We start from the raw sequence: 24757 nt of genomic DNA on the forward strand, positions 1-24757 counted from the left end.
ACGATGTCCAGTCCGCAGACCGGGCCCGAGTCCCAGGCGAAGGCCGAGGGGACGATGCCCGAACAGACCGCTGCGCCCGAGCAGGCCGTTGCTCCTGAGCAGCAGAAACAGTGGGCGATGGCGCCCGCGCAGCCCACCGGCGCGATGTCCGGGTGGCTGGCGTTCGCCGGGTCGCTGATCGCGATGATCGGCATCTTCAACATCATCGGCGGGATCACCGCGCTGTTCCGGCCCACCTACTACCTCGTCGGAACCGCTCAGCTGCTGGTCTTCGACTTCGCCGCCTGGGGCTGGTTCTGGCTGGCGCTGGGCGTCGTGCAGGTCGTGGCAGGCGTCGGCTGCATGTACGGGCAGATGTGGGCGCGGATGACGGGCATCGGCCTGGCCGCGCTGAGCGCGATCGCGCACCTGGCGTTCCTCGCGGCGTTCCCGCTGTGGTCGCTGGTGGTCATCGCGATGTCCGTGCTGGTGATCTACGGCCTGATGGTGCCGCCGCGAGGAGCGGTCGCCTGACCGGCGATCATCCGCCGGAGCCGCGAGCGCGGGGCGTTAGGCTCGGGCCGTGGAGCTTCAAGGACAGTACGACGGACACGTCGAACCAGGTGGTGCCCCGGCGCGCCGTGAACTGGACGCGCTGACCATCACCAAGATCTCGGTCGGTCCGATGGACAACAACGCGTACCTGCTGGTGTGCCGCAGCACCGGCGACGCGCTGCTGGTCGACGCCGCCAACGACTCGGAGCGGCTGGCCGACCTGCTCGGCCACGACGCCCAGCGCCCGCGGCTGCGCACCATCGTGACCACCCACCAGCACGCCGACCACTGGCAGGCGCTGGGCGCCGTCGCCGGCCAGACCGGGTGCTTCACGCTGGCGCACCCGGCGGACGCCGATGCGCTGCCGGTGCCGCCGGACCGCCTGGTCGAGCACGGCGACACCATCGAGGTCGGTGAGTCCCAGCTGTCGGTGATCCACCTGCGCGGCCACACGCCGGGGTCGATCGCCCTGCTCTACCGCGACCCGAACGGGCACCCGCACCTGTTCACCGGCGACTCCCTGTTCCCCGGCGGCGTGGGCAAGACCGGCTCCCCGGAGAACTTCCGGTCGCTGATCGACGACGTGGAGAACCGGATCTTCGCCGAGCTGCCGGACGACACCTGGTTCTACCCGGGCCACGGCGACGACTCGACGCTCGGGGCGGAGCGCCCCAAGCTCGCCGAGTGGCGCGAGCGCGGCTGGTGAGCGCCGGCCTCGCGGCCTAGGTCGAGCGGGTGCACCGACTGCTCGCGGAGTGGCTGGGCACGGACTGCGGGCCCGCAGTGCTGGAAGCGCTGCGGGCCGCGCACGTACGGGTGGATCGACCGCCTTCGTCGCCACCCGCGAAGACGACCGGCCCCGCCAGATCTAAGACGCCAGCCGCGCGGGGCTTCACCGCATCTTTATCATCCTCGGCAAATCCGAAGTAGTGCCGCAGCGAAGGTACTGCCAGCATCGCCGAAGCTCGCCCGGTAGGTCTCGGTGACCTCCGCTTCCCGCACCGGTTCAATCCGCGGTACTCCCACATCGGTGCGGGTGCGCTGAACCTGCCGGGACAGGTCTTTGCGAGTACGCAGCAATTCGATGACGCGCTGGTCGATATCATCAATTTTTTGGCGAAGCGTCGACACGTCGACCTTGGCCTGGGTGAATTCGCCCGGCATGGATACGAGAGACATGGCTTGGGCACCTTTCGACTACCGAGATGATATGAGTTTGATCGGCTGCTCAACGTGATCGGCGGCATAGCGGAGGAAACCTGAAGCGACATCGCCATCGCAGACTCGGTGGTCGAACGTCAAGCTGAGTTGCACGACCTGGCGCACCGCCAACTCACCTTCGTGGACCCAGGGCTTGGCCACGATGCGGCCCACGCCGAACATCGCCGCCTCGGGGTGATTGAGGATCGGTGTGGCACCGTCGATTCCATAACGGCCGTAGTTGTTCAACGTGATGGTCGCACCGGTCAGTTCCGACGGAGCAAGCGTGCCGACCCGAGCGGACTCGACGAGCCGCGCGATCTCGCGCGACAGTTGGGAGGTGGTCATCTGATTGGCTTTGTGCACGACAGGCACCAACAGCCCCCTGTCAGTCTGCGCTGCGAAGCCGAGGTTGATGTCGGAGAAGCGGATGATCTCCTGGCGGCCAATATCTACTGTGGAATTCAATTCGGGGAACCGGAGCGCGGCGTCGACACAGATGCGTGCCAGTAGCGCGAGCAGACCGGTCCGCTCGGTAGCGGAACTGAGTACGTCCCTGGCCGCGAGCAGGTCGGTGGCATCGGCATCGACCCAACACGTAGCGTCTGGTATCTCGCGTCGACTGCGGGATAGCTTGTCGGCAATGGCTTTGCGCACAGAGCGAATCGGAATGCGCTCGCCTTCCGCATGCTCGAGCGCATCGGCTCGGCGGCCTGCGGCGAGCGCTCTTTCGACGTCCGCACGCAGGACAAGACCACCCGCGCCCGTGCCCTGGACGGTCCGAAGGTCAATCCCGTTCTCTCTGGCGAAGCGGCGTACGAGTGGTGAGACCACGGCGACCGCTGCGCCCGCCAGATCCGCCGGGGTGGTATGTGTGACGGATGCGGGACGCACAACGGTGTTCGCAGTATGACGGGGAACAGGTACCGAGCGAACACGACCGCCGTTCCGAGGGGGAACAGCACGGACGCCAGAGCCGACAAGTACATTGCACGTATCCTGCGCCCGTTCGGGCATGACCTCGAGTGTCACCAGGGTGCTGCCAACGGCGAGGACCTCGCCCTCCGCTCCCACTCGACTGGCGACTCTTCCCTCGTACGGGCAAGGCAGTTCGACAGTGGCCTTTGCGGTCTCCACCTCGACCACCGGCTGGTCGACGTGCACGTGATCGCCAATTTCCACGAGCCATCGAACGATTTCCGCCTCGGTGAGACCTTCTCCGATGTCAGGCAGCCGGAACTCACGGATCGGTGACATGTCAGCAGGCCGCTCCTTCGGATGTGCCCGGCTCCCATTGCAGGCGAGCCACGGCATCGAGAATTCGGTCCACGGAGGGCAGGTGGTGGCTCTCCAACATCGGCGGCGGGTACGGAATGTCCAGGCCGGCGACTCGCAGAATGGGTGCTTCCAAGTGGTGGAAGCACCGCTCGGTGATGCGCGCTGCGATCTCCGCGCCCGGACCCGCGAAACCTGCCGACTCATGCACCACGACCGCACGTCCTGTCCGCCGCACTGCAGCGGACACCGTTTCGTCGTCGAACGGCACCAATGAGCGCAGGTCCAGGACTTCGAGCTGCCAGCCTTCCTGGGTGGCTTCCTCGGCTGCCTCCATGCACACCGGCAGGCTCGGACCATACGTGATCAGCGTCGCCGAAGTCCCATGACGACGGACCGCCGCGGTGCCGAGAGGATCCACTTCCGGAATGGATTCCGGTGACCACTGGGCTTTGGACCAGTACAGCCTTTTGGGTTCCAAGAAAATCACCGGGTCATCGGAAGAGATCGATGCCCGCAGCAGGCCGTAGGCGTCAGCATGGGTGGCCGGGCAGACGACGTGCAGCCCCGGCGTGTGCATGTAGTAGGCCTCAGATGAGTCACTGTGGTGCTCGACCGCACCGATTCCGCCGCCATAGGGAATGCGGATGGTTATCGGCAGCTGCATGCGGCCCTTCGTTCGGTTGCGCATGCGGGCGACGTGGCTGACGAGTTGCTCGAAAGCCGGGTATGCGAAGGAATCGAACTGCATCTCCACTACCGGGCGCAGCCCGTTCATCGCCATTCCCACGGCGGTCCCCAAGATCCCCGACTCCGCCAGGGGAGTATCCGCACACCGGTCGCTGCCGAATTCGTCGGCCAATCCGTCGGTGATCCGAAACACCCCTCCCAGCGCGCCCACATCCTCGCCCATGATGTGCACGGATGGATCCTCATGCAGAGCGTCCCGCAGGGCTGTGTTGAGCACCTGTGCCATCGTCATCGAGCGCTGGTTCGAAGTCCTTGCTTCGGGAGCTGATCCCGCAACAGCGGTCGAAACTTTGGTCACGATCGGCCGTCCCCTTCTGCTTGCGCCTGCAGCTCGGCACGCACCATCGCTTCCTGCTCGCGCAACTGGGGTGTCTTCTCGGCGAAGACGTGCGAGAACAATGTCATCGGGTCCGGGCTAAGCGGATGGTCGTGGCGCTCGCGCAAGTCCGCTGCGAAGTCCTCGGCCGAGCGAGCCGCTCCCTCGACGTCGGCGTCGTCGAGAACGCCCATGTCGCACAAGGATCGTTCCAGCACGCGAACCGGATCGTGCCCGCGCCACCGGTCGACCTCCGAAGGGTCGCGATACCGGCTGTCATCGTCGGAGTTCGTGTGCGGATCGATACGGTAGGTCATCGCCTCCACCAGGGTAGGTCCGCCGCCGTGCCGAGCGCGTACCACGGCCTCGGCGAGAACCTGGTGAACGGCGACCACGTCGTTGCCGTCGACGAGGCGTCCCGGCAGCCCGAAGCCGACCGCTTTGTCGGCCAGCGCCAACGCGGCGCTCTGCTTAGCCAGCGGGACCGAGATGGCGAACCCGTTGTTCTGAACCAGGAAGACCACCGGTGCCTGGCATACCGCAGCGAAGTTGAGCGCCTCGTAGAAGTCACCTTCGCTTGTGCCGCCGTCCCCCACCATGGCGAGGGCAACAGTGTCTTCGCCTTTCAACCGAGCGGCCCGCGCGAGCCCAACAGCGTGCGGAAGCTGGGTGGCAAGCGGAGTGCTCAGTGGGGCAACCCGATGCTCGTAGGGGTCGTACCCGTGGTGCCAGTCCCCACGCATCACTGCCAACGCCTCAACGGGGTCAACGCCTCGGACAATAGCCGCGAGCGTGTCGCGATAAGTGGGGAAAAGCCAGTCCTGCGGCGACAAGGCGCGGGCAGCCGCGACTTCGCACGCCTCTTGCCCCGTAGTTGATGGGTAAACGGCGAGTCTTCCCTGCTTCGCCAACGCCGTTGCCTGCTGGTTGTAGCGTCTACCCCGCACAACATCCCAGTACAGGGTCCGCAGAAGCTCGATGTCAATGTCGGCAGCCTTGGCCGTACCAAGGACATGGAACGGCTCACGTTCGGGAAGCAGCGAGGCAGGGTCGAGCTGCGGCGGCTGCACCGGCTCTGAGACGGTGGCATCGAGTTTCTCAACAGTAGTGGTCATGCTGGACTCCTCACCGTGTCATCGATGGACTCGCCGACCGGAAGCCGTGGTTGCGGCGGCTGAGCGACGGCGGCGAATGGCCGGTTCTTCCCCAGGGACTCGTGTGCTGCGACGAACTCGTTGCTGCATTGCGCCGCAGCGCATCCGATTTCGCCACCGAGCATCACAGCGGCCATGATCTCTGCGAGCTTCTTGGCCTTCCCCGCCCCATAGCAGTCCACTATGGACAAGGTTGTGCGGAAAGCGGGAAGTCCAGTTCCGCCACCAACAGTCCCCACGATGAGGGTTGGCAAGGTTATGGACACCTCGAGATCACCTGACGGCAGGAACTGGCAGTCGACCACTCCTTGCGAACATTCACCAAGATAAGCCATGTCCTGCCCGAAGGCCTGAAACAGTGCGGCCATGCCGTTGACCGCATGTATATTGAGGGATGGACTTCCGTGCAGGGCCAGAGCATTCTTGTAGTTACGGATGTATCTGGCCAGTTTATCCAGTCCAACTCGGGTCATCTTCCGCACCACATCCTCTTTCAGAACGGTGCGGGCGATGACCTTCTTCCCCTTCTTGCGGGCGGGGATGTTCTTCTTGTCCTCCGGGTAAGGCACGAACTCCTCACGCACCAGACCGCTGTTTTTCTTGACATAATCAGACACCAGGCTCACGGCCTTGCTGACCATGTTGCTTCCCATCGCGTCACCAGTGGTGCACCGCAGCGACAAGATGACAGAAGTACCCGCACAATCATAGGAAATTTCCGTCACGCCCAGATGGCTACTACTGCCGACAGCTATCCCGCGAATAACCTCCTCGCGTTCCCGGCACCACGCGATGAGTCGCGCCGAGTCATCGAGGGAGTCCGTGGTGAGTTGGGTAGCACGCAAGAAGTAGTCGTCATACACCAGGGTCTCGCAACCGCCCGACCGGTTCATCACCTTCGCTCCGCGCGAATATGATGCGAGCAGAGTGCCCTCAAGGGTGGCCATGGGGACCGCGAAGGTTCCTCGTGCTTCCCTACCTCGGATTTCGAGGGGACCGCACAGTCCGAGTGGGACGGGAACCGCGCCTACGAAGTTTTCGATGTTGCCTCGAACGTCCGATTCCGCAAGCCCACTTCTCAACGGCTCGTAGGATTCGTCGGTCCCGTCGAGCAGCTGCTTGATCAAACCGATGCGCTCATCGAAGCTGTGGCGGGAAACAACGATGTCCGCAGAGGACTCTACGGATGGGTAGACGTGGTCTACGGCCTGGTGTTCTTCGCTTCGTTCCTTTTCGGTGCCGGCGTCGACGCGCGTCTGGGTCTCGAGGCCTGGGCGGATGATATCGAACATGGCGACCGCTCCCACGCGCGCGCCTATGGCCAACAGCACCGGATCCGCCACCGTCGCCACGGGCTCGAGGGTTTCGATGTCGAGCACCTCGAAGTAGTCGAGTTCGACGTCGCCTGACAGCACTTCCACCGCTATCGCTGCCAGCACGCGCTCGCGCAGAACGGCTGCATCGGTTACTCCGTTGCTCAGCGAGTCGGCAGCGGCGCGCAGGGCGTGATTCAGCGCAACAGCCTGCGGCCGATGGTCGCCCAGGTGCAGGTTGCGGCTCGACATCGCCAAACCGTCGGACTCTCGTGCTGTCGGCAATACCTTGACCGACGCCGCAAGGTTCAGGTCTCGAACCATGCGCTCGACCGCAACCCAGTCCGGCAGGTCCTTCGCCTCGAAGAACGCGACGTCCGGTTGAACGATGTTGAACAACTTCGTGGCGATCGTGCACATCCCCGGCAACTGACCGCCCTTGGCCAACCCCGTACGCTGAATCGCCTCGACCAGCCGCCCACCCGCGCTTACGGTCGTGGCGAACCTATCAGGGTAGATCTCCGCCGTTTCCGGAGCGAACAACACATCCGCACCTCGTCGGGCCGCGATCTCCGCATCACGCTGCTCATCGCAGGAATAGCCCTCGAAACCGCCATCGTCGCCGCACTGAGCCAGGTCGGCAAAAAGGGACACCACCACGATGTCACACTCGCGTCGCGCCGCTTTCATCAAGGATTCATAACGTTCGTGGAACGCGCCCTTCGTGGGGATGAGACCAATGCTTCGTCCGCACAGGCGCATTTCCCTTACGTAGTCGCGGATCTCAGCGATCGTTCGCACAATCTTCATGGCCAATGCTCGTCTCCGTATCGGCCGGTGCCCGGCGGGAACTCGTCGCCGCCATGCAGCTAGCTGGCGTCGACCAAAGTCCAGAAACTAAGGAACATTCAGCGCTGACTGCATGTCCAGTGAGGTGGGGGGGCGAGAGGGTAACACTGTCCCGCCCGGCGGTGAGGGTTTCCTCGCGAAGGATGATGCCCCAACCGCCGCACCTTGTCAGCGGCCCGGGATGCGATAGCGAACTTGTTTGCCCGTATATACTGTAACGGATGTCTAAGTGGGCATCCGACTACGCTCGGATTTATTGCACGCTAACCCGGATTTTTCGCGTGGGTGACGTGCTGGCCTGGTCGGGTTTGGATTGGTGTTTAAGGCTGCTGTGGACGGGAAGCGGCATGGTGTGCCGGTGTCTTTAGCGGTGCGGACGCTGTCCTCGTAGCGAGCGCGGCGTCGGGCCTGACCATCGAGGTCGACGAGATCACCGCAGCGGCGGACGCGGCGGACTTCGCGGTGGTGCACTTCCGCGAAACCCACCACCACGAGGGCACGACGACCCGCCGCAGGACGACGGCGGTCCTGCGGCGAACCGGCGAAGGCCTCCGCTGGCAGCACCTCCACGAGACGGCGGTAGCGGACTGAGGCAGGCGCCGTGGGTCTGCCGGCTGCAGGGAGACCCACGGGCCACCGGATCTGCAAAAAACGTCGCCGCCGGCGGCCGCGCGGTGGTAGCAATGCTCGAGTGAGTGTTGAATTCCTGCTGACTTCATTGGTAATCGTCGCGACGCCGGGGACCGGCATGCTCTACACGCTGGCCGCTGGGCTTTCCCGCGGGGCCCGGGCCAGCATCATCGCCGCCGTGGGCTGCACCCTCGGGATCGTCCCGCACATGCTCGCGGCCATCACCGGGCTCGCCGCGCTGCTGCACACCAGCGCCGTCGCGTTCCAGGTCATCAAGTACCTGGGCGTGGCTTACCTGCTCTACATGGCGTGGAGCACGTTGCGGGACAAGGGCGCGCTGACCGTGGAGCAGGACACGGCGCCGCTCTCGGCGGCGAAGGTGATCGTCTCCGGTGTCCTGGTGAACATCCTCAACCCGAAGCTCACCATCTTCTTCTTCGCGTTCCTGCCGCAGTTCGTGAGCAGCGCGGAGCCGAACGCGTTCCTCCGCATGGTCGAGCTCAGCGGTGTGTTCATGCTGCTGACGTTCGTGGTCTTCGCCGCCTGCGGCGCGTTCGCCGCCGCGATCCGCAACCACGTGATCAGCCGCCCCCGGGTGCTGGCCTGGATGCGCCGCACCTTCGCAGCGGCGTTCGTCGCCCTCGGCGCCAAACTCGCCTTCACGGAGCGGTGACTCGCGTGGCCGTCGCCGGCCGGATCGTTGACCGCTGCGGCTGGTGACGGCTCGGCCGGAGCGTGATCAGCCGGCGTTGGCGGTGTGTTCGGCGCGGAACTGGCGGATGAGGACCTTCAGGGCCGCCGCGATGGGGAGCGCGGTCAGCGCGCCGAGGACTCCCGCGAGGGCCGCGCCGAGCAGGATCGCGACGAACGCACCGAGCGGGCTCAGCTCCACGGTCTTGGCGAAGATTCGCGGCGCGATCAGGTAGTTCTCCACCATCTGGTACAGGCAGAAGAAGATCAGCGTCACCACCGCGAGCGTCAGGCTCTGGCTCAGGGCGACGAGAATCCCCGTCACCGACGCCAGCGTCGCGCCGACCTGCGGAACCGCGTCGAACAGCGCGACGACCACCGCCAGCAGCGCCGCGTAGGGCACTCCGGTGAAGAAGAAGAACAGGTAGGAGGCGATCCCGGCGCACAGGCAGACCGAGGCCTGCCCGGTGACGTATCCGCCGACGCGGCCCATCGCGGAGCGCAGGGCCTCGGCCCTGCCCTCGTGAGCCGACGCGCCCCGTTCCACGGCGGCGTTGATCCGGGGCATCGCCAGCGAGAAGTAGACCGTCAGGGCTCCTGCGGTGCAGGCGGCGAAGATGCCGCCGAAGAACGTCCCGATCACGGCGAACCCCGCCGCCAGGGTGCTCGTCACGACGCCCGTGACCGCGCCCACCGCCTTCTGCAGCTGCTCGTGCACGCTCGGATCGTTCAGCTGCGCCTGCAGCTCGGGATCGGCGCTGAGCTGCGCCGCGATGCCGCTGATGAGCTCCGGGATCTCCGCGACGAGCTGCCCGACCTGCCCCACGGCGGGCACCAGCGCCAGCAGCACGAGCGCGCCGATGAGCAGCACGACCCCCAGGAGCAGCACCAGCAGGGCCAGCCCGCGCCGCCAGCCGTGCCGGTGCAGCCAGGCGATGATCGGTTCCACGCCGAGCGCCAGGAAGAACCCGAGGAAGATCAGGATCAGCATGCTGCGGGCCGAGTACGCCAGCACCGCGACGACCCCGACCAGCAGGTACACGCAGGCGATCTTCGCGTGGTCGAGCAGCGAGAGCCCAGGTCGTCCGCCGGAGGCGGCCGCCGGGACATCTCCGCTTTCCGCATCGCTCATTCCCGCGCCTCCCCAGCTGAGCCCCGGCGGGGCGCCCAGAGCGCCATCCCGCAGTACAGCCACTGTCCGTCGGCAGGGCACGACGCGCAAAACGCGAGGAGGTTCTCCGCTCTCTTCACTCTTTCGGGTTTTGTCCGGGCTGCGCCGGGGTGGTCGGACGTTTCTACTGGGCGAGCTGGGCCCGCCCGGCTCCGCGTGGAATCGATCAGGTCCGAGGAGCACCGATGGCCACTTTGACCGCCTGGAAGTTCGACAGCCCGGAAGGCGCCGAGGGGGCGGCGCAGAAGCTGCAGTCCCTGCAGAAGGAAGGGCTGATCACCATCTACGACGCGGCCACCGTGACGTGGCCGGAGTCGGCGAAGAAGCCGAAGACCCGGCAGCTGCACGACCTGACCGGCACCGGCGCGCTCGGCGGCATGTTCTGGGGCATGCTGTTCGGGTTGATCTTCTTCGTGCCGATCCTCGGCGCCGCCATCGGGGCCGCGACCGGCGCACTGGCCGGATCGCTGACCGATGCGGGCATCGACGACGACTTCATCGACGAGACCCGGAGCAAGGTCGTGCCCGGGACGTCGGCGCTGTTCCTGCTCAGCGACAACGCGGTGCTGGACCGGATCAAGGAGCACTTCCCCGGCGGCCACGCCGAACTCATCCACACGAACCTGTCCAACGAGCAGGAAGCCGCGCTGCGCCACACGTTCGAGGACACCGAAACGAAGCCCGCCGGCTGAGCGGGCGGTCCGTCAGGGCGTCGCGATCGGGAAGTTCGGGTCGGGCTCGCCCGCCAGGTCGATCAGGCGCTCGAGGGTGCTGCGGTCTCCCCGGTAGTCGATGCCTTCCGGCTGCCCACCCGCGACCAGCCCGAGCAGTTGGGCCTTCGTCAGCGTGAGGGCGAGGTCGGCGGGTTCGGCTTCCCGGACGGGTTCCTGGACCAGCACGCCGTTGGACAGCGTGGTCCGCACGTGCTCGCCGGCGTCCGTGACGTGCCAGTCGATGGCCAGGCCGGTGTCCGCGGCGCGCGGTCCGTCGATGCGGATCGCCACCGAGTCCAGGATCTGCCCGACCGTCAGCGCCGCGGCCATCCCGCCGGAGATGGCCGTCGGTGTCGGGACGATCCCGTGGCGGAGTTCGTGGGCTCCGGTGAGGTAGTAGTTCCGCCACGTCGCGTTCTCCGAGCCGAACCCGAGCCGCTGGTAGGTGTCCGCGAGCAGCTCCTCGGCGACGGCGTTGCCCGGCTCGGCGAACACGGCGTGCTTCAGCAGTTGCGCCGCGAACCGCAGGTCCCCCTCGGACGCGTACTCGCGGGCCTTCTCCACCACGCGGTCCGCGCCGCCGATGCAGTCGACGTAGCGCTTCGCCGATTCCACCGGCGGATGTTCCCAGAGCGAAGCCGGATTGCCGTCGAACCAGCCCATGTAGCGCTGGTACACCGCCTTGACGTTGTGGCTCACCGAGCCGTAGTAGCCGCGCGCGTGCCAGGCGCCCTCCAGCGCCGGCGGGAGCTGGATCAGCTCGGCGATCTCCACGCCCGTGTAGCCGAGGTTGATCAGCCGCAGCGTCTGGTCGTGCAGGTAGGCGTACAGATCGCGTTGCTCGGTCAGGAACTTCCGGACGCGATCGCCGCCCCAGGTCGGCCAGTGGTGGGAGGCGAACGCGACGTCGGTCTGCCCGGCGTAGCGCGTGATGGTCTCCGTGAGGTAGCGCGACCACATGCGGGTGTCGCGCACCTCGGCACCGCGCAAGGTGAGGACGTTGTGCATGTTGTGGGTCGCGTTCTCCGCCAGGCACAGCGCGCGGTGCCGCGGGAAGTGGAAGTTCATCTCCGCGGGTGCCTCCGTGCCCGGCGTGAGCTGGAACTCGATGCGCACCCCGTCGAGAGTCTCCTCCTGCCCGGTGCGGATGATGTCCGTCGTGGGCGGGATCAGCGACACGCGGCCCTTCGACACGGCCTGCCCCAGCCCGGTGCCGACCTGTCCGTCCGGGCCGTTCGGCAGCACCATGCCGTACTGGTAGGCACCGCGCCGGGCCATCGCGGTCCCGGCGTAGACGTTCTCCGACACGGCGTGCGCCATGAACCCGGCCGGGGCCAGGACCGGCACGTCGCCGGACGTGACGCCTTCGACGCCGCCGAAGTGGTCGACGTGTGAATGCGTGTAGATCACCGCGGTGACCGGGTGGTCGCCGCGGTGCCGCCGGTAGAGGGCCAGTGCCGCCGCGGCGGTCTCGACGGACACCAGCGGGTCGATCACGATCACGCCGCGCTCGCCCTCGACCAGCGTCATGTTCGACAGGTCGAGGCCGCGGACCTGGTAGATGCCCGGGACGACCTCGTAGAGCCCCTGCCTGGCGCACAGCTGGGACTGCCGCCACAGGCTGGGATCGACCGTCGCCGGGCAGTCGCCGTCCAGGAAGCCGTAGGCGTCGGCGTCCCACACGACGCATCCCTCGCCGTCCTGCACGGCGCCGGGTTTCAGCGCGGCGATGAACCCGCGGTCGGCGTCGTCGAAATCTGCGCGATCGGAGAAGGGCAGCTCACTCACGAGACACTCCTGAACGTCCGCGAACACCTCGCGCGCCTCGATCCTGGAGCCTCCGCGCCGGTGCCGAATCGCGCGCTGCAACAGCGGATCCAGTACAACCGCTCACCGGGGTGCCCGCATCGCGAACGGGAGCGTCCGAACGTTTCGGCGACAACCGCGCCGCGCGAGACGAAAGTCAATATCCACTTAGGACTACTCCGTTGCGGCGCGCTCGGCGGCGCTCGTGATGTTGCGGGCCATTCCGCCGAAGACCAGGCCGTGGAACGGCGCCACCGCCCACCAGTAGGCGTGGCCGAGCAGGCCCCTCGGGATGAACACCGCGCGCTGGCGGTAGCAGGACCCGGCCGCCCCGCCGGACTCCACCGACATCTCCAGCCAGGCCCGCCCCGGCACCTTCATCTCGGCCCGCAGCCGGAGATAGCGGCCGTCCACGAGTTCCTCCACGCGCCACCAGTCGAGCGCGTCACCGGTGCGCAGGCGGCGCGGATCCCGGCGGCCTCGCCGCAGGCCGACGCCGCCGATCAGCCGGTCGGCCCAGCCCCGCACGGCCCACGCGAGCGGGAACGAGTACCAGCCGTTGCCGCCGCCGATCCCCTCCACGACCCGCCAGACGTCCCGCGCCGACGCGGTGGTCCGGTGCTCGCGCACGTCCCGGTACGCGCTGCCCCCGGACCACGGCGGGTCCGACGGCAGCGGCTCCCACGGGGCACCCGCCGGTGACGCGTCCGACCACCTCGTCTCCACCTCGCCGCGCCGGATCTTCCGCAGGGCGAGACCGACCGCGTCCCGGTAGCTCGTCGTCCCGCCCTCCGGCGGCGGGACGAACTCGTCGATGTCGTGCTCGGCGCAAATCGCCTCGTTGATCAGCGACTCGATCAGCGGCGCGCCGATGCTGCGCGGCACCGGGGTGACGATGTTGATCCAGAGCGAGCTCAGCCGGGGCGAGAGCACCCCGACCGGCACCATCCGCCGCCGCGGGAGCCCGGCCACCGCCGCGAAGCCGCTCATCATGTCCGCGTAGGTCAGCACGTCCGGGCCGCCGATGTCGAAGGTCCGGTTGACCGCCGCCGGCAACCGCGCCGCGCCGACCAGGTAGTGCAGCACGTCGCGGATCGCGATCGGCTGCACCCGGTTGCGCACCCAGCTCGGCGTGACCATCAGCGGCAGCCGTTCGGTGAGGTAGCGCAGCATCTCGAAGCTCGCCGAGCCGGATCCGATGATCACCGCCGCCTGCAGGGCGACCGCCGGAACCCCGCTGCGCAGCAAGATCTCGCCGACCTCGGCGCGCGATCGGAGGTGCTCGGACAGCCGGCCGGACGCGGGGTGCACGCCGCCGAGGTAGACGATCCGCGCCACGCCCGCCCGCTCCGCCTCGGCAGCGACGATGGCCGCGGACCGGCGGTCGAGGTCGGCGAATCCCTTCTTCGCCAACGAGTGGACCAGGTAGTACAGGACGTCGACGCCGTCGCAGGCGGAGCGCACCTGGTCGGGGTCGAGCAGGTCGCCGCGCACCACCTCGACCCGGTCGCGCCACGGCACGTCGCGGAGCTTCTCCGGGGAGCGGACGAGGCAGCGGACCCGGTGGCCCGCGTCGAGCAGCAGCGGCACCAGCCGGCCGCCGATGTAGCCGGTCGCTCCGGTCACCAGGCAGAGCCGGGACGTGGATTCGGCCATTGCGGAACGGTAGGACCGGGGCCCGGCACCGACAAGTCGGGCCGCCCCTGCACCGGATCCGCGCGTCGAACATCCCGGTGGCCGGGCCTGCGACGACCTAGGCTTGCTGCGGGTGACCGAGCGGAGGGGTTGCGATGGGTGAGGGCGTCACGGTGGACGTCGGGGGGACCGAGGTCTCGGTTTCGCATCCCGACAAGGTCTTCTTCAGCCGGCGCGGCGAGACGAAGCTCGACCTCGTCCGGTACTACCAGGCCGTCGCCGGCCCGCTGCTGGGCACGCTGCAGGGGCGGCCGCTGCTGCTGGAGCGGTACCCGGACGGCGCCGGGGGCAAGTCCTTCTTCCAGAAGCGGGTGCCGAAGTCCGCGCCGCCCTGGCTGCAGACCACCGTCGTCGCCACCCCCAACGGCACCACCAGCGACGCGCTCGTCGCCGCCGACCTGGCGCACATCGTCTGGGCCGTGAACCTGGGGTGCCTCGGGTTCCACGTCTGGCCGTACCACGCCGACACGCCGGAGATCGCCGACGAGCTGCGCATCGACCTCGACCCCTCCCCCGGCGTGCGGTATCCGCAGGTGCTGGAGGCCGCCGTGGCGACCAGGGAGCTGCTCGCCGAGGACGGCATCGCCGCGCAGGTGAAGACGTCGGGATCCCGGGGCCTGCACATCTACGCTTCGCTGGAACCGCGCTGGGACAGCTACGAGGTGCGGGCCGCCGCGGTCGCGCTGGCCCGCGAGCTGGAACGCCGCCACCCCGAGCTCATCACCGCGAAGTGGTGGAAGGAGGAGCGGGGCGCGCGGGTTTTCGTCGACTTCAACCAGAACGCCCCGCACAAGACGGTTTTCGGCGCGTGGTGCGTGCGGCCCCGGGTGGGGGCGCAGGTCTCGACCCCGATCGGCTGGGACGAGCTCGAATCGGTCGACCCCGACGAGCTCACCATCGCCACCGTGCCGGGCCGGGTCGCGGAGCTCGGTGATCCGTGGGCCGACCGGCGGCCGCAGTCGATCGAGCCGCTGCTCGAACGGTCCCGGCGGGACATGGCCGCCGGGTTGCTGGACGCGCCGTGGCCGCCGGTCTACCCGAAGCAGCCCAACGAGCCGCCCCGCGTCGCGCCGAGCCGCGCCAAGAAGTCCTGACCCCGCCTCGACCCGCCTACCGAGTGGCCACTGTGGACACCCGGGTGGCGCCGACCAGTCCCAGAACCAGGAAAGCCGCGTTGAACAGCACCGCATCGCGGGTAGCGTCGCCGAATCCCCGGGACAGCGCCGGGACGACCGCGGGATCGGTCGTGCGGAGCTCGCCGATCAGCGCCCCGGCCGATTCGCGGGTGCCTTCTGCCAGCTCGTGCGCGGCAGGGGGCGGGACGTGCGCGGCGAGCAGCTCGGCTTCGGTGGCGCCCGATAGGCCGAAAGCGAGCGCCGCGCCTGCGATGGCCGTGCCCAGCGCCGCCCCGAGCTGGCGCACCGTGCTCTGCGTCGCCGATCCCTGACCGGACTTCGCGGCCGGGATGTCGGCCAGCGTCGTGCCGGTCAGCTGCGCGGCGGCCAGGCCCAGTCCCGCGCCGTAGCCGACCAGCAGCAGCGCGAGCAGCCACGGCGAGATCTCGGGGCCGACGGCGAGCGCGATCGCGAGGACGGCGATGACCTCCAGCAGCAGGCCGGCCACGACGATCTTCGGCGGGCCGAGCCGGGCGGCGAGGTGTCGTGCGGCGGCCCCGGACGCGAACGCGCCCGCCGCCATCGCGGCCAGCACCAGCCCGGCCGACATCGTGCTCATGGCCAGGACGTTCACCAGGAACAGCGGCAGCACGAACAGCAGCCCGAACTCGCCGACCGCGACCGCCAGCGCCGTCAGGTTCCCCCACCGGAAGGTCGGGATGCCGAACAGGCCCAGGTCCAGGATCACCGAGCGGCCGGTGCGGGCACGGTGGCGCTCCCACGCGACGAACAGCGCCAGCGCGAGCAGCCCGATCGCGGCGCTGGGCACGACGATCGACACCGGAGCCGTTCTCGGCCAGGTGAAGCCGAGAACGGCGAAGTCCGCCGCCGGTCGCCACCAGCCCAGCGCGGCGCCTTCGATCACCGCGAACACGACCGCGCCGAAGCCCAGCACGCTCAGCAGCAGCCCCACGACATCGCGGCCCGGCTCGGCCGCCTCAGCGCGGGTCTCGGGCACGACGAGCCGGGCACCGACGAGCACGACCGCCGCGATCGGCAGGTTGACCAGGAAGATCCACTGCCAGCTCGCCGAACTCGTCAGCCAGCCGCCCAGCAGCGGGCCGACGGCCGCCATCCCGGAGATGACCGAACCCCAGATGGCGAAGGCGATCACCCGGTCCCGCCCGCGGAACACCGCGTTGACCGTGGAGAGGGTCGCCGGCAGCACCGCGGCCCCGCCGACGCCCTGCACCACCCGGGCGGCGATCAGCCCACCGGCGCCGCCCGCGAGCCCGGCGAGCAGGCTGCCCGCCGCGAACACCACGACGCCGACGACGAACAGGCGCCGCCGCCCGAGGCGGTCGCCGAGGCTGCCCGCGGTCAGCAGCAGGGCCGCGAACACCACCGAGTACAGGCTGTTGATCCACTGCGCGTCGCTGATGTCCAGCGACAGGTCGCCGATGATGACCGGGAGCGCGACCCCGACGATCGTGCCGTCGACGACGATCATGGACAGCCCGGTGGCGAGCACCGCCAGCGCCGCCCACTTGCGCGGCGGGCCCGCGCTGCCCGGCTCGGTCACCGGATCGCTTCGGCTCGCTGCTCGGCGTTCTCCTTGCCGGGCAACACCTTTCGCAGCGCCAGGAACAGGTGGATCAGGCCGAGCGTGATCAGGATGTGGCCGAGGCCGGCGATCCCGGAGATCGCGGCCGAGCTCTCGTTGCCCAGCACGGTCAGCGTGCCGTGCACGAGCATCATCGCCGCGGTGAGGGCGAGGCCGGAGTTGTAGAACCAGAAGAACAGTGTGAACAGCTTGTTCCCGGACAGCGCGAAGGCCTTGTCCAGCGCCAGCACCAGCAGGAAGAACAGCATGCCCAGCGCGAGCAGATGGGTGTGCAGCACGGAGAGCTGGGTGTCGCCGGTGAAGTCCAGCGCCTTGGTGAACTCGCGGTAGTACAGCCCCGCGGCCAGCCCGAGGATCATGTAGACCAGTGCCGACCAGTACAGCTTCTTCATCGCCGATGCGCTTCCTTCCAACCGGGGCGTTCCGCCACCACCAACTGTGGCCGGGGCCGCCGCGCGGCACATCGCACCGCGGGATGGCCGCACGGAATCGAAGGGCGCACCGCGAAATCAACCATTCGACCGATGCGCGTGGCGCGGCGATCTCACCCGCCGGGCGATGACCGCGCCGGGGGGGACTTCAGCTGCCGCATTTCCGCTGGTGAGGGGCCGTGTTTACTTTGTGTCGCTATAGCAGCACAAAGTACACACGGCCCCGTGCCGTCAGCGCGCGAACCGCCCGGCCTTGATAGCCGTGACGAATAACCGCCACTGCTGGCCGGTCGTGGTGAAGTACCCGGCGTCCCGGTCCTTGGTGTCCCGAACCGCCGCGCCGTACTCGATACGTCCGACCTCGACGCAGTTGTCGGTGTTCGCGCTACGGCTGGACTTCCGCCAGTTGCTTGCCTTTTCGTGGCGTAAGCTCATTTCGCCGTCTCCATCCTGCTCATGGCGTCCCTGATGAGCTCCGAAGAGTCATTCGGGCTCATCGCCTCCTCAGCAACCTTATCCACGGCATGCTCGTAAGCCACCACTTCATCCGGTTCATGCAGGAACAGCGCAGAAATCCGATTCTCCAGCTGCACAACCGGGGTCCGGTCTTCGAACCGATCCAGAGAGAACGGCCCTTCCAAACCCGGATGCCACCCGCTGTTCATCGGGATAACCCGCAGGTCGACGTTCGCCATCTCGCCGTACTTCAAGAGCCCGCGGAGCTGTTCCGCCATAACGACGGGGCCTCCGACGAGTTGATGCAGGACCGATTCGCCGATGAAGGCACGGAGTTCGGCTGCATCGTTCCGGATGATCGCTTCACGACGCCCAAGCCGCACCGCAACACGCATGTCAACTTCGTCATGAGGCACTTCGGCAGCAATCATGATCGCCCGTGCGTAGTCGGCGGTTTGCAAGAGCCCCGGCACCAGCAACGGCGAGACGGTTGTGATGTGCGTTGCCTCGCGCTCGATCTCCAGAAGCGCTGCCAGCTGGCGGTGCTGATCTGGCATCCCGACGGAAAGCCAATGGGATCCGTCCGGATCACGCGCCAGCTCGACGAGCTCTGCACGGAGCTCAGCGGACGCATCCACCTTGGCAAGGTATGCGGCAACATCTTCCGGCTTGGGCGAACGAGCTCCGTTCTCCCAACGGGAGACAGTCGCGTGCGAGGTGCCGAGCTTCGCCGCGAGTTGCCGCAGACCTAGTCCCGACTCTTCACGCACTCGACGTAGTTCGGCGCCAAGCGCTCGCGCTTTCGGGGTGGTACCAGCCATGCACCACAGCCTAACGGTGTATTACTGCAGGTGAAGATCCCTCGAAAGGTTAATTGCGATCCACTCGGTTCCTCTAGTCCAATGTGTAACAGAACCACTGGTACCAGCGGAACCAACGATGAGCGGGGGTCGCGGATGTATCCGTTTCATTGGGTGCCTGCTGCTGGGCAGCGGCATGCGAGCTTGGACGAACGGCCTTGTGGTTGCTCGTATCCGACCGGCACTCGGGTCATGACGCTGTGCCGCCGGGAGCTTTCCGCCGACGACAGCGAGCTGGCTTGGCTCTGGGAGACGTGCCCGGAGTGCAACCGGATCGCTCGGCTGCTCGCCGGGGTCGGCTCGTGAGCGCGAAAACCGCCGCGCTAGCGGTGTTCCTTCGCCGGACCCAATGGCTCCTCGACGACCTCGCGTTCCACGCGGGCGCGGGTCACCTCGACGCCGAGGACATCGACCAGACCGCGGCAGCCCTCGAAGAAGTCGTTCAGCTGCTGCGGGAAACCCGGCCGTCCTCGGCCACTGCCCGACCGGAAGGGACCGCCTGATGCCGCCGCTCTGGACCGCCCTGGCCTGCCTGTGCTCGATGCTCCTCGGCATGGCGCTGATGTACGCCTACTGCAGGCGCCTCCCGCAGCACGCGGGAGCAGGCGAAGGCGCGACGAACGTCTGGCAGCTCATAGACCACATAGAGGCCGAAGCGACGCGCAACGCCGCCCCGACCGGCAGGCATCACCTGCGAGAGCCACGAGAACCGACCGAACAATCCACACTGGACACCGCGCCGATCCCCGAGCTCCCGGCACGCCCGTCCCTGGAACTCCACCACCGAGTTCTGGAAGCGCTGCAACGCCTCTGACCCCAGAGCCCGGCTCGATGCCACCTCCCCCGCCCCCGAGGCATCGAGCCGACGCGGCCGGGCGGCACACCTCCCCTCCCCCGGTGCCGCCCGGCCGCACCCCGATCAGATGCAGCTTGCGGAACCCGTCCGGCCTGCGGCGAGATCAACCATTCGACCGATGCGCGAGCTGCTCGCGGCGGTACTGGCCCGGGGCGGCGCCGTGCGCCCGCTTGAACGCCTTGGCGAACGCGTATTCCGAGGCGTAGCCGACCTCTTCGGCGATCACCGACAGCGCCGCGTCGGTTTCGCGCAGGCGGTGGGCCGCGATGATCATCCGCCACCTGGTCAGGTAGGTCAGCGGCGGTTCACCGACCAGCGCGGTGAAGCGGCGCGAGAAGGTGGCGCGCGACATCCCGACCCGCGCGCCGAGCCCCTCGACCGTCCACTGCTGCGCGGGATCGCCGTGCATCGCGGCGAGGGCCGCGGTGATCGCCCGGTCCTGGAACACCGAAGCCCAGCCCGTGATGCGGTCGCCCTCGGCCCGCTCGTCGAACCAGGCCCGCAGCGTGCAGATGAGCAGCACGTCCAGCAGGGCGGGTACCATCGCGTCCCGGCCGGGCCGGTCGCCGGCGAGCTCGGCGGTGAGCAGATCGACCGCCGCGCGCAGTTCGGGATGGCGGCCGAGGCGCGCCGGGACATGGACGACCTCGGGCAGCTCGTCCAGCAGCGGATGCGACCAGCCGGAAGCGAACTCGTACACGCCGCAGAGCAGCGTCGAACGCGCGCCCGCCCCGTCGACCACGCGCGGCTCGCCCGGCCCGGGGATCTCGTCGAGCGGCGTGTCCGGGCTGTCGGCGAGCCCGTGGCCCTCGTCCAGGTACAGGAAGGCGACGTCGCCGACGCCCAGCGGGACCGGTTCGGAGGCGCGCGGGATCAGCCAGCAGGAACCCTGCAGCACCACGTGGAATCCCGCGCCCGACGCCTTCGAGTACCTCCGCCCCCACGGCGCGTGCCGGACGAACGTCCCCGAGGCGGGCCGCCCGGTGCGCAGCGCGGCTACGGTGTCGCTCAGCACATCCACGCCGGAATCCTATCGTGCCCTCACTTGATACGACCGGACATCAAATCGAGATTCTCAGCCATCGTTCGTCTCATGATCGCGGACTAGCTTTGCTTCAGCGCGGGCCGATCGGACCCGCGGTCCGCAGATCTCACCGGGAAGACTCGTCGATGACTCAGAGCGTTTCGCAGCAACCCCGCCGGCGCGGCCTGTCGCTGGGCGTGCTGCTGACCATGCAGTTGATGGTCGTCCTGGACGGCACCGTCGTCACCGTCGCGCTGCCGTCCATCCAGGACGAGCTGGGCTTCTCGCCGTCCGGGCTGGCCTGGGTGGTGAACTCCTACCTGATCGCCTTCGCCGGGCTGCTGTTGCTGTCCGGCCGGCTGGGCGACCTGATCGGGGGCAAGAAGGTGTTCCTGACCGGGTTGATCACCTTCACCGCCGCGTCGGTGCTGTGCGGGGTGGCGGTCGACCCGGCGATGCTGGTCGTCGGGCGGTTCGCGCAGGGTGTCGGCGGCGCGCTGTCGTCCGCGGTGATCCTGGGCATGATCGCCGGGCTGTACCCGCGGCCCGGCGAGCAGGCCAGGGCGATGGGCATCTACAGCTTCGTCTCCGCCGGCGGCGGCGCGATCGGGCTCATCGCCGGTGGCGTCCTCACCCGGACCCTGGGCTGGGAAGGCGCTTTCCTGGTGAACGTGCCGATCGGCGCGGTGACGCTCGTGCTGGCGGTCCGGGTGCTGGCCGACTCCCCCGGGCTCGGTTTCCGCCGCGGCGCCGACCTCCTGGGCGCGGTCCTGGTGACCGCCGGGCTGTCGCTGGGCGTGTACGCGATCGTGCAGCTGGCCGAGCCGACCAGCGGCACCGGGACGACGCTCGGCTGCGCCGCGGTAGCCGTCGCCCTGGTAGCGGCTTTCCTGGTGCGCCAGGCGAAAACGCCCACTCCGCTGCTGCCGCTGCGGATCTTCCGGAGCAGGCAGCTCTCCGCCGCCAACGTCGTCGTGGTGCTCGTGTTCGCCGCGGGCTTCGGCTTCCAGTTCTTCAACGCGCTGTACCTGCAGCGGGTGCTGGGCTTCGACTCGCTGCAGACCGGGCTGGCCTTCGTCCCGGCACCGGTGACACTCGGCACCGTCTCGCTGTTCTTCGCCGCCCGGCTGACCGACCGGTTCGGCGCCCGGAAGGTGCTGCTCACCGGCCTGTTCGCGCTGGGCTCCGGGCTGGCGCTGCTCAGCCGCGCCCCGGTGGGCGGCGACTACTTCGCGGACGTGCTGCCGACGCTCTTCCTGATGGGCGCCGGGATGGGGCTGGCGATACCCGCCGTCATCACGATGGCCATGTCGGGCGCCGACCCGCGCGACGCCGGGCTGGCCTCCGGGCTCAACAACACCGCCCAACAGGCCGGGGCGGCCGTCGGGCTCGCGGCCCTGGCGACGCTCGCCGCCGGTCACACCGACACCCGGCTCCAGGCCGGCGCGGACGCGCTGTCGGCACTGCGCGACGGCTACAGCATGAGCTTCCTCCTCTCCGCAGGTTTCGTGTTCGCCGGCCTGGTCATCGCCTTCGTCGCCCTGCGCCCGGCGCCGAAGCCGGAGCCCGTCGTCGAAGCGGCGCGCTGAACCCCTCCTGCCCGCCGGGTGCGTTCCCGGCGGGCAAGCGTCGTGCCGGGCCGGTCAGCGGACGACCGCGGCGGCGACTCGGACCGATGTCCAGTGCAGGACTCGCTCCAGCGGGCCGCGGCCGAGGAATGGTCGCCACAATCCGCAGAACAGCATCGAGGCCAGCGCGAATCCGGTCAGCGGGAGCCACGGGTGCGCCGCCATCTCCGGCGCCGCGGTGTCCACCAGGATCTTCAGCACCACCGCCTGCGCTGTGTAGACGGTCAGCGCCAGGGCACCGACCGCCGTCAGCGGCGCGAGCACCCGGCCCAGCCGGTCACCGGCGAACAGGCAGAGCGCGAGGGCCGCCAGCGCGACGCCGGTGGAGCCCACGATCTCGAACGTCGTGCCGGAATGCGGCGCCGCCAGCAGCAGCATCGCCGGAGTACCTGCGGGCACCGTCCCGAAGTTCGCCATCTGCAGGAGCTCCATCGGGCTCTTCCCGAGCTCGGCCGCCATCGGGCTCAGCGCGTCCAGCAGCGGCGAAAGCCCTTTCATGCCACCGAAGACGTTCAGCGCGAGCCACGAACCGCCGTACCCGACGACCGCCACACCGGCACCCGCCACCAGCAACCGCAGCCGAACGGCCGTCGAGCGCAGATCGAGCCGCCCGACCGCGATGCCGACGAACACGAACGGCATCCAGGTCAGCACCGGGTACGCGCCGTCGAGCAGCAGCCGCAGCAGCCCGGACCCGGCTTCCTGCGGCGAAGCCAGGTCGCTGAAGGACAACGCGCCGCCCGCCGCTTCCGCGCTGTCGAACGAGCCACGGATGAGGAACGAGACCTGCGGGGCGACGAGCGCCCACACCCCGGCGAGCGCCGCGAGCGCCACGGGAGGCATCCGCAGCACCGGCAGAGCGAGAACGAAGTAGATCGCGTAGAACGACAGGATCACCATGATCGGGGCGCCGATCTGCGTCAGCGCCATGCCGAGCACGAACAGGATCGCCGCCCGGACGGCGATCCGGACGCGATCCCGCCGCAGCAGAGTGCCGTCGTGCGGATCGCTGCCACCGGTGAGCAGCGCGAGCGACACGCCCGCCAGCGTGGCGAACAGGATCGAGGCGTGCCCGTTGCCGAGCTTCGCCAGCACCTCCGCCGCCGTGCCCGTCCGCGGATCCAGCATCGCCGGCCCGATGTGCGCGACGAACATGCCCAGCACCGCCAATGCGCGGGCCAGATCAACCCCACTCAGGCGTGCGCGTGGGCGCACCGCTCGCGGGTCGGGTATCTCGACGGCGCCGGGCGCGGCGGCCGTTCGGCTTTCGTTCGTGTGGACCATGGACCAAAGCTATGGCGGGCCGCCCTGCGCGGACATCGACCGCGAGTCCCATTCCGTGATCATTCCCGGATCGCAGAAACCCATGCGTCGCAACGCGGGAGTCATACCTGAGTAGTACGACCGCAGGCCAATTCGGTCGGCGCGTCGTTCCCATACGCTTGTGCCGTGGCAATGCGGAGTCTGATCGCCGGTTTCCCGGGCAAGCTCACCCTCGACGAGCAGCCGAACTTCGTCGGCACGCGGCCGGCCTGGCTGGCACGGGTACCCCGGTGGGTGATCCTCGCCGTCATCAGCGGGTTCGTCTTCTTCCTCTCGGTGTGGAGCACCGTCCTGAACAACCCGGCCCGCGACCTGGAGATGTGGTGGCAGCTGGCGTGGGCGCTGGTGGGCTCGCTCGCCCTGCTCGCCATGCGGCGGTTCCCGGTCACCGTCACCTTGTTCGCCGTGGCCGTGCATCTCGCGACGCCGTTCTTCTTCGGCAATTTCGTCGCGCAGTACGCGCTGGGCGCCTACGGCCGGAAGCGCTGGCAGATCTGGGGCACCGCCGTGGTGAGCATCGTCGCGTCGCGGTCCTTCCTGCGCGAGGTCGCCACGTTCAGCAGCATCGGCAACTTCGCCACGCTGGTGGTCATGATGTCGCTGCTCAACCTGTTCCCGCTGGTCGTCGGGCTCTACATGGCCGGTCGTCGCGCGCGGCTGGCGCACTGGGTCGAGCGCGCCGAGCGGGCCGAGCGGGAGCAGGCCCTCATCGCCGAGCGGACCCGCGCCGAGGAACGCGCCCGCATCGCCCGCGAGATGCACGATTCCATCGCGCACCAGGTGAGCCTGGTCGTGGTGCACGCGGGCGCCCTGGAGCTGCTGGCCGAACGCGATCCCGCGAAGGCGGCCCAGGCCGCCGCGACCATCCAGGACGTTGGCCGCGGCGCGCTGAACGAGCTCCGGCAGATGATCGGCGTGCTGCGCTCGGACCCCTCCGACCAGCGGCCCGAGCCGCCCCAGCCGACCCTGCAGGACGTCGAAGCGCTCGTGTCCGCCTCCAGCGACGCCGGTCTGGCCGCCGAGCTGCGCATCGACGGCGACCGCCGGCGACTGCCCGACCACGTCGAGCGCGCCGCGTACCGGGTCATCCAGGAAGCGCTGACCAACGTGCACAAGCACGCGGGCGGTTCGCACGCCTCGGTCGCGCTCTCCTACCGGCCCGAGAACCTGGAGATCTCGGTGCGCAACAGCCGTCCCGCCGAGGGCTTCGAGCGCAGCCTGCCCAGCGGCGGGCAGGGCCTGATCGGGCTCGCCGAACGCGTGCAGCTGGCGGGCGGCGACATCGACTCGGGTCCGCTGCCCGACGGCGGTTTCCACGTGACCGCAACGCTTCCCACCAGCTGA

25 protein-coding genes are annotated in these 24757 nt (G+C 68.6%); 11 read left to right on the top strand and 14 right to left on the bottom strand.

What is annotated here, in order from left to right; translation table 11 throughout:
• The first annotated feature begins 3 nt into the window (after nucleotides 1-3).
• Both AC07EQ_RS34915 and AC07EQ_RS34920 read left to right on the top strand, forming a co-directional pair.
• Complete coding sequence (locus AC07EQ_RS34915) at nucleotides 4-513, top strand: DUF7144 family membrane protein (RefSeq protein WP_478392088.1); 510 nt, start codon at nucleotides 4-6, stop codon at nucleotides 511-513.
• Between the two features lie 49 nt (nucleotides 514-562).
• Nucleotides 563-1240 (top strand): MBL fold metallo-hydrolase, encoded by a 678-nt coding sequence (locus AC07EQ_RS34920; RefSeq protein WP_478392089.1) that lies wholly within the window; start codon nucleotides 563-565, stop codon nucleotides 1238-1240.
• A 200-nt stretch (nucleotides 1241-1440) separates the two neighbouring features.
• Here the strand turns inward: AC07EQ_RS34920 and AC07EQ_RS34925 are convergent, their stop codons facing one another.
• The 5 genes from AC07EQ_RS34925 to AC07EQ_RS34945 form a co-directional block, all read right to left on the bottom strand.
• Nucleotides 1441-1713: a chorismate mutase gene (locus AC07EQ_RS34925; RefSeq protein ID WP_478392090.1), complete on the bottom strand. Its 273-nt coding sequence runs from the start codon at nucleotides 1711-1713 to the stop codon at nucleotides 1441-1443.
• Between the two features lie 18 nt (nucleotides 1714-1731).
• On the bottom strand, nucleotides 1732-2991 hold the full coding sequence (locus tag AC07EQ_RS34930; protein ID WP_478392091.1) for a dihydrolipoamide acetyltransferase family protein: 1260 nt from the start codon (nucleotides 2989-2991) through the stop codon (nucleotides 1732-1734).
• Nucleotide 2992: 1 nt separating this feature from the next.
• The gene (locus AC07EQ_RS34935) at nucleotides 2993-3985 is read right to left on the bottom strand and encodes an alpha-ketoacid dehydrogenase subunit beta (RefSeq protein ID WP_478392133.1); all 993 of its coding nucleotides are present in this window, start codon (nucleotides 3983-3985) and stop codon (nucleotides 2993-2995) included.
• A 68-nt stretch (nucleotides 3986-4053) separates the two neighbouring features.
• Nucleotides 4054-5190, bottom strand: coding sequence for a thiamine pyrophosphate-dependent dehydrogenase E1 component subunit alpha (locus AC07EQ_RS34940; RefSeq protein ID WP_478392092.1), 1137 nt, complete (start codon nucleotides 5188-5190; stop codon nucleotides 4054-4056).
• Nucleotides 5187-7352, bottom strand: a complete 2166-nt coding sequence (locus AC07EQ_RS34945; protein WP_478392093.1) for a pantoate--beta-alanine ligase — start codon at nucleotides 7350-7352, stop codon at nucleotides 5187-5189. Before AC07EQ_RS34945 ends, AC07EQ_RS34940 begins: the two co-directional genes overlap by 4 nt.
• A 501-nt stretch (nucleotides 7353-7853) precedes the next feature.
• Between AC07EQ_RS34945 and AC07EQ_RS34950 the strand changes: the two genes are divergently transcribed.
• Both AC07EQ_RS34950 and AC07EQ_RS34955 read left to right on the top strand, forming a co-directional pair.
• Nucleotides 7854-7982, top strand: a complete 129-nt coding sequence (locus AC07EQ_RS34950; RefSeq protein ID WP_478392094.1) for a hypothetical protein — start codon at nucleotides 7854-7856, stop codon at nucleotides 7980-7982.
• A 100-nt stretch (nucleotides 7983-8082) separates the two neighbouring features.
• Nucleotides 8083-8694 carry a LysE family translocator gene (locus AC07EQ_RS34955; RefSeq protein ID WP_478392095.1) on the top strand — a complete coding sequence of 204 codons (612 nt, stop codon included), beginning with the start codon at nucleotides 8083-8085 and terminating at the stop codon, nucleotides 8692-8694.
• Nucleotides 8695-8760: 66 nt separating this feature from the next.
• Here the strand turns inward: AC07EQ_RS34955 and AC07EQ_RS34960 are convergent, their stop codons facing one another.
• Nucleotides 8761-9843: an AI-2E family transporter gene (locus tag AC07EQ_RS34960; protein ID WP_478392096.1), complete on the bottom strand. Its 1083-nt coding sequence runs from the start codon at nucleotides 9841-9843 to the stop codon at nucleotides 8761-8763.
• Nucleotides 9844-10067: 224 nt separating this feature from the next.
• Here AC07EQ_RS34960 and AC07EQ_RS34965 point away from each other — a divergent pair, with 224 nt between their 5' ends.
• Entirely contained in the window at nucleotides 10068-10574 is a 507-nt protein-coding gene (locus tag AC07EQ_RS34965) for a DUF1269 domain-containing protein (RefSeq protein ID WP_478392097.1), read from the top strand.
• A 12-nt stretch (nucleotides 10575-10586) separates the two neighbouring features.
• On the opposite strand, the gene AC07EQ_RS34970 is transcribed toward AC07EQ_RS34965, so the two are convergent.
• Together AC07EQ_RS34970 and AC07EQ_RS34975 are read right to left on the bottom strand one after the other, a co-directional pair.
• On the bottom strand, nucleotides 10587-12383 hold the full coding sequence (locus AC07EQ_RS34970; protein WP_478392098.1) for an alkyl/aryl-sulfatase: 1797 nt from the start codon (nucleotides 12381-12383) through the stop codon (nucleotides 10587-10589).
• A 192-nt stretch (nucleotides 12384-12575) separates the two neighbouring features.
• Entirely contained in the window at nucleotides 12576-14057 is a 1482-nt protein-coding gene (locus AC07EQ_RS34975) for an SDR family oxidoreductase (protein ID WP_478392099.1), read from the bottom strand.
• A gap of 134 nt (nucleotides 14058-14191) precedes the next feature.
• On the opposite strand from AC07EQ_RS34975, the gene ligD reads away from it, so the two are divergent.
• Nucleotides 14192-15190, top strand: coding sequence for a non-homologous end-joining DNA ligase (gene ligD, locus AC07EQ_RS34980; protein ID WP_478392100.1), 999 nt, complete (start codon nucleotides 14192-14194; stop codon nucleotides 15188-15190).
• A 16-nt stretch (nucleotides 15191-15206) separates the two neighbouring features.
• On the opposite strand, the gene AC07EQ_RS34985 is transcribed toward ligD, so the two are convergent.
• The 4 genes from AC07EQ_RS34985 to AC07EQ_RS35000 all read right to left on the bottom strand — a co-directional run bounded on the left by AC07EQ_RS34985 (nucleotide 15207) and on the right by AC07EQ_RS35000 (nucleotide 18543).
• A complete protein-coding gene (locus AC07EQ_RS34985) occupies nucleotides 15207-16793 on the bottom strand; it encodes an MFS transporter (protein ID WP_478392101.1) in 1587 nt (528 codons plus the stop codon).
• Nucleotides 16790-17227 carry a DUF2871 domain-containing protein gene (locus AC07EQ_RS34990; RefSeq protein WP_478392102.1) on the bottom strand — a complete coding sequence of 146 codons (438 nt, stop codon included), beginning with the start codon at nucleotides 17225-17227 and terminating at the stop codon, nucleotides 16790-16792. Before AC07EQ_RS34990 ends, AC07EQ_RS34985 begins: the two co-directional genes overlap by 4 nt.
• A 270-nt stretch (nucleotides 17228-17497) precedes the next feature.
• On the bottom strand, nucleotides 17498-17701 hold the full coding sequence (locus AC07EQ_RS34995; RefSeq protein ID WP_478392103.1) for a DUF397 domain-containing protein: 204 nt from the start codon (nucleotides 17699-17701) through the stop codon (nucleotides 17498-17500).
• Entirely contained in the window at nucleotides 17698-18543 is an 846-nt protein-coding gene (locus AC07EQ_RS35000) for a helix-turn-helix domain-containing protein (protein ID WP_478392104.1), read from the bottom strand. The genes AC07EQ_RS34995 and AC07EQ_RS35000 overlap by 4 nt, the downstream gene beginning before the upstream one ends.
• A gap of 135 nt (nucleotides 18544-18678) precedes the next feature.
• On the opposite strand from AC07EQ_RS35000, the gene AC07EQ_RS35005 reads away from it, so the two are divergent.
• The 3 genes from AC07EQ_RS35005 to AC07EQ_RS35015 are packed head-to-tail and all read left to right on the top strand — an operon-like array spanning nucleotide 18679 to nucleotide 19396.
• Nucleotides 18679-18888 carry an HC3 family zinc finger protein gene (locus AC07EQ_RS35005; protein ID WP_478392105.1) on the top strand — a complete coding sequence of 70 codons (210 nt, stop codon included), beginning with the start codon at nucleotides 18679-18681 and terminating at the stop codon, nucleotides 18886-18888.
• Entirely contained in the window at nucleotides 18885-19085 is a 201-nt protein-coding gene (locus AC07EQ_RS35010; RefSeq protein WP_478392106.1) for a hypothetical protein, read from the top strand. Before AC07EQ_RS35005 ends, AC07EQ_RS35010 begins: the two co-directional genes overlap by 4 nt.
• The gene (locus tag AC07EQ_RS35015) at nucleotides 19085-19396 is read left to right on the top strand and encodes a hypothetical protein (RefSeq protein ID WP_478392107.1); all 312 of its coding nucleotides are present in this window, start codon (nucleotides 19085-19087) and stop codon (nucleotides 19394-19396) included. The genes AC07EQ_RS35010 and AC07EQ_RS35015 overlap by 1 nt, the downstream gene beginning before the upstream one ends.
• Before the next feature lie 145 nt (nucleotides 19397-19541).
• Here the strand turns inward: AC07EQ_RS35015 and AC07EQ_RS35020 are convergent, their stop codons facing one another.
• The gene (locus AC07EQ_RS35020) at nucleotides 19542-20459 is read right to left on the bottom strand and encodes an AraC family transcriptional regulator (protein ID WP_478392108.1); all 918 of its coding nucleotides are present in this window, start codon (nucleotides 20457-20459) and stop codon (nucleotides 19542-19544) included.
• A 149-nt stretch (nucleotides 20460-20608) separates the two neighbouring features.
• On the opposite strand from AC07EQ_RS35020, the gene AC07EQ_RS35025 reads away from it, so the two are divergent.
• Nucleotides 20609-22051: an MFS transporter gene (locus AC07EQ_RS35025; protein WP_478392109.1), complete on the top strand. Its 1443-nt coding sequence runs from the start codon at nucleotides 20609-20611 to the stop codon at nucleotides 22049-22051.
• A 54-nt stretch (nucleotides 22052-22105) separates the two neighbouring features.
• Here AC07EQ_RS35025 and AC07EQ_RS35030 read toward each other — a convergent pair whose 3' ends face one another.
• Nucleotides 22106-23374, bottom strand: a complete 1269-nt coding sequence (locus AC07EQ_RS35030; protein ID WP_478392110.1) for a DUF418 domain-containing protein — start codon at nucleotides 23372-23374, stop codon at nucleotides 22106-22108.
• 171 nt (nucleotides 23375-23545) lie between these two features.
• Between AC07EQ_RS35030 and AC07EQ_RS35035 the strand changes: the two genes are divergently transcribed.
• Nucleotides 23546-24757 (top strand): sensor histidine kinase, encoded by a 1212-nt coding sequence (locus AC07EQ_RS35035; protein ID WP_478392134.1) that lies wholly within the window; start codon nucleotides 23546-23548, stop codon nucleotides 24755-24757.

The organism is Saccharopolyspora sp. NPDC045839, from assembly GCF_056431645.1.

Bases quoted from the DNA above. Each gene is read 5' to 3' on its own strand.
- AC07EQ_RS34915 (WP_478392088.1), top strand. From the start codon at position 4: ATGTCCAGTCCGCAGACCGGGCCCGAGTCCCAGGCGAAGGCCGAGGGG.
- AC07EQ_RS34925 (WP_478392090.1), bottom strand. From the start codon at position 1,713: ATGTCTCTCGTATCCATGCCGGGCGAATTCACCCAGGCCAAGGTCGAC.
- AC07EQ_RS34930 (WP_478392091.1), bottom strand. From the start codon at position 2,991: ATGTCACCGATCCGTGAGTTCCGGCTGCCTGACATCGGAGAAGGTCTC.
- AC07EQ_RS34935 (WP_478392133.1), bottom strand. From the start codon at position 3,985: ATGGCACAGGTGCTCAACACAGCCCTGCGGGACGCTCTGCATGAGGAT.
- AC07EQ_RS34940 (WP_478392092.1), bottom strand. From the start codon at position 5,190: ATGACCACTACTGTTGAGAAACTCGATGCCACCGTCTCAGAGCCGGTG.
- AC07EQ_RS34945 (WP_478392093.1), bottom strand. From the start codon at position 7,352: ATGAAGATTGTGCGAACGATCGCTGAGATCCGCGACTACGTAAGGGAA.
- AC07EQ_RS34960 (WP_478392096.1), bottom strand. From the start codon at position 9,843: ATGAGCGATGCGGAAAGCGGAGATGTCCCGGCGGCCGCCTCCGGCGGA.
- AC07EQ_RS34965 (WP_478392097.1), top strand. From the start codon at position 10,068: ATGGCCACTTTGACCGCCTGGAAGTTCGACAGCCCGGAAGGCGCCGAG.
- AC07EQ_RS34975 (WP_478392099.1), bottom strand. From the start codon at position 14,057: ATGGCCGAATCCACGTCCCGGCTCTGCCTGGTGACCGGAGCGACCGGC.
- ligD (WP_478392100.1), top strand. From the start codon at position 14,192: ATGGGTGAGGGCGTCACGGTGGACGTCGGGGGGACCGAGGTCTCGGTT.
- AC07EQ_RS34990 (WP_478392102.1), bottom strand. From the start codon at position 17,227: ATGAAGAAGCTGTACTGGTCGGCACTGGTCTACATGATCCTCGGGCTG.
- AC07EQ_RS34995 (WP_478392103.1), bottom strand. From the start codon at position 17,701: ATGAGCTTACGCCACGAAAAGGCAAGCAACTGGCGGAAGTCCAGCCGT.
- AC07EQ_RS35000 (WP_478392104.1), bottom strand. From the start codon at position 18,543: ATGGCTGGTACCACCCCGAAAGCGCGAGCGCTTGGCGCCGAACTACGT.
- AC07EQ_RS35005 (WP_478392105.1), top strand. From the start codon at position 18,679: ATGTATCCGTTTCATTGGGTGCCTGCTGCTGGGCAGCGGCATGCGAGC.
- AC07EQ_RS35015 (WP_478392107.1), top strand. From the start codon at position 19,085: ATGCCGCCGCTCTGGACCGCCCTGGCCTGCCTGTGCTCGATGCTCCTC.
- AC07EQ_RS35025 (WP_478392109.1), top strand. From the start codon at position 20,609: ATGACTCAGAGCGTTTCGCAGCAACCCCGCCGGCGCGGCCTGTCGCTG.
- AC07EQ_RS35030 (WP_478392110.1), bottom strand. From the start codon at position 23,374: ATGGTCCACACGAACGAAAGCCGAACGGCCGCCGCGCCCGGCGCCGTC.
- AC07EQ_RS35035 (WP_478392134.1), top strand. From the start codon at position 23,546: ATGCGGAGTCTGATCGCCGGTTTCCCGGGCAAGCTCACCCTCGACGAG.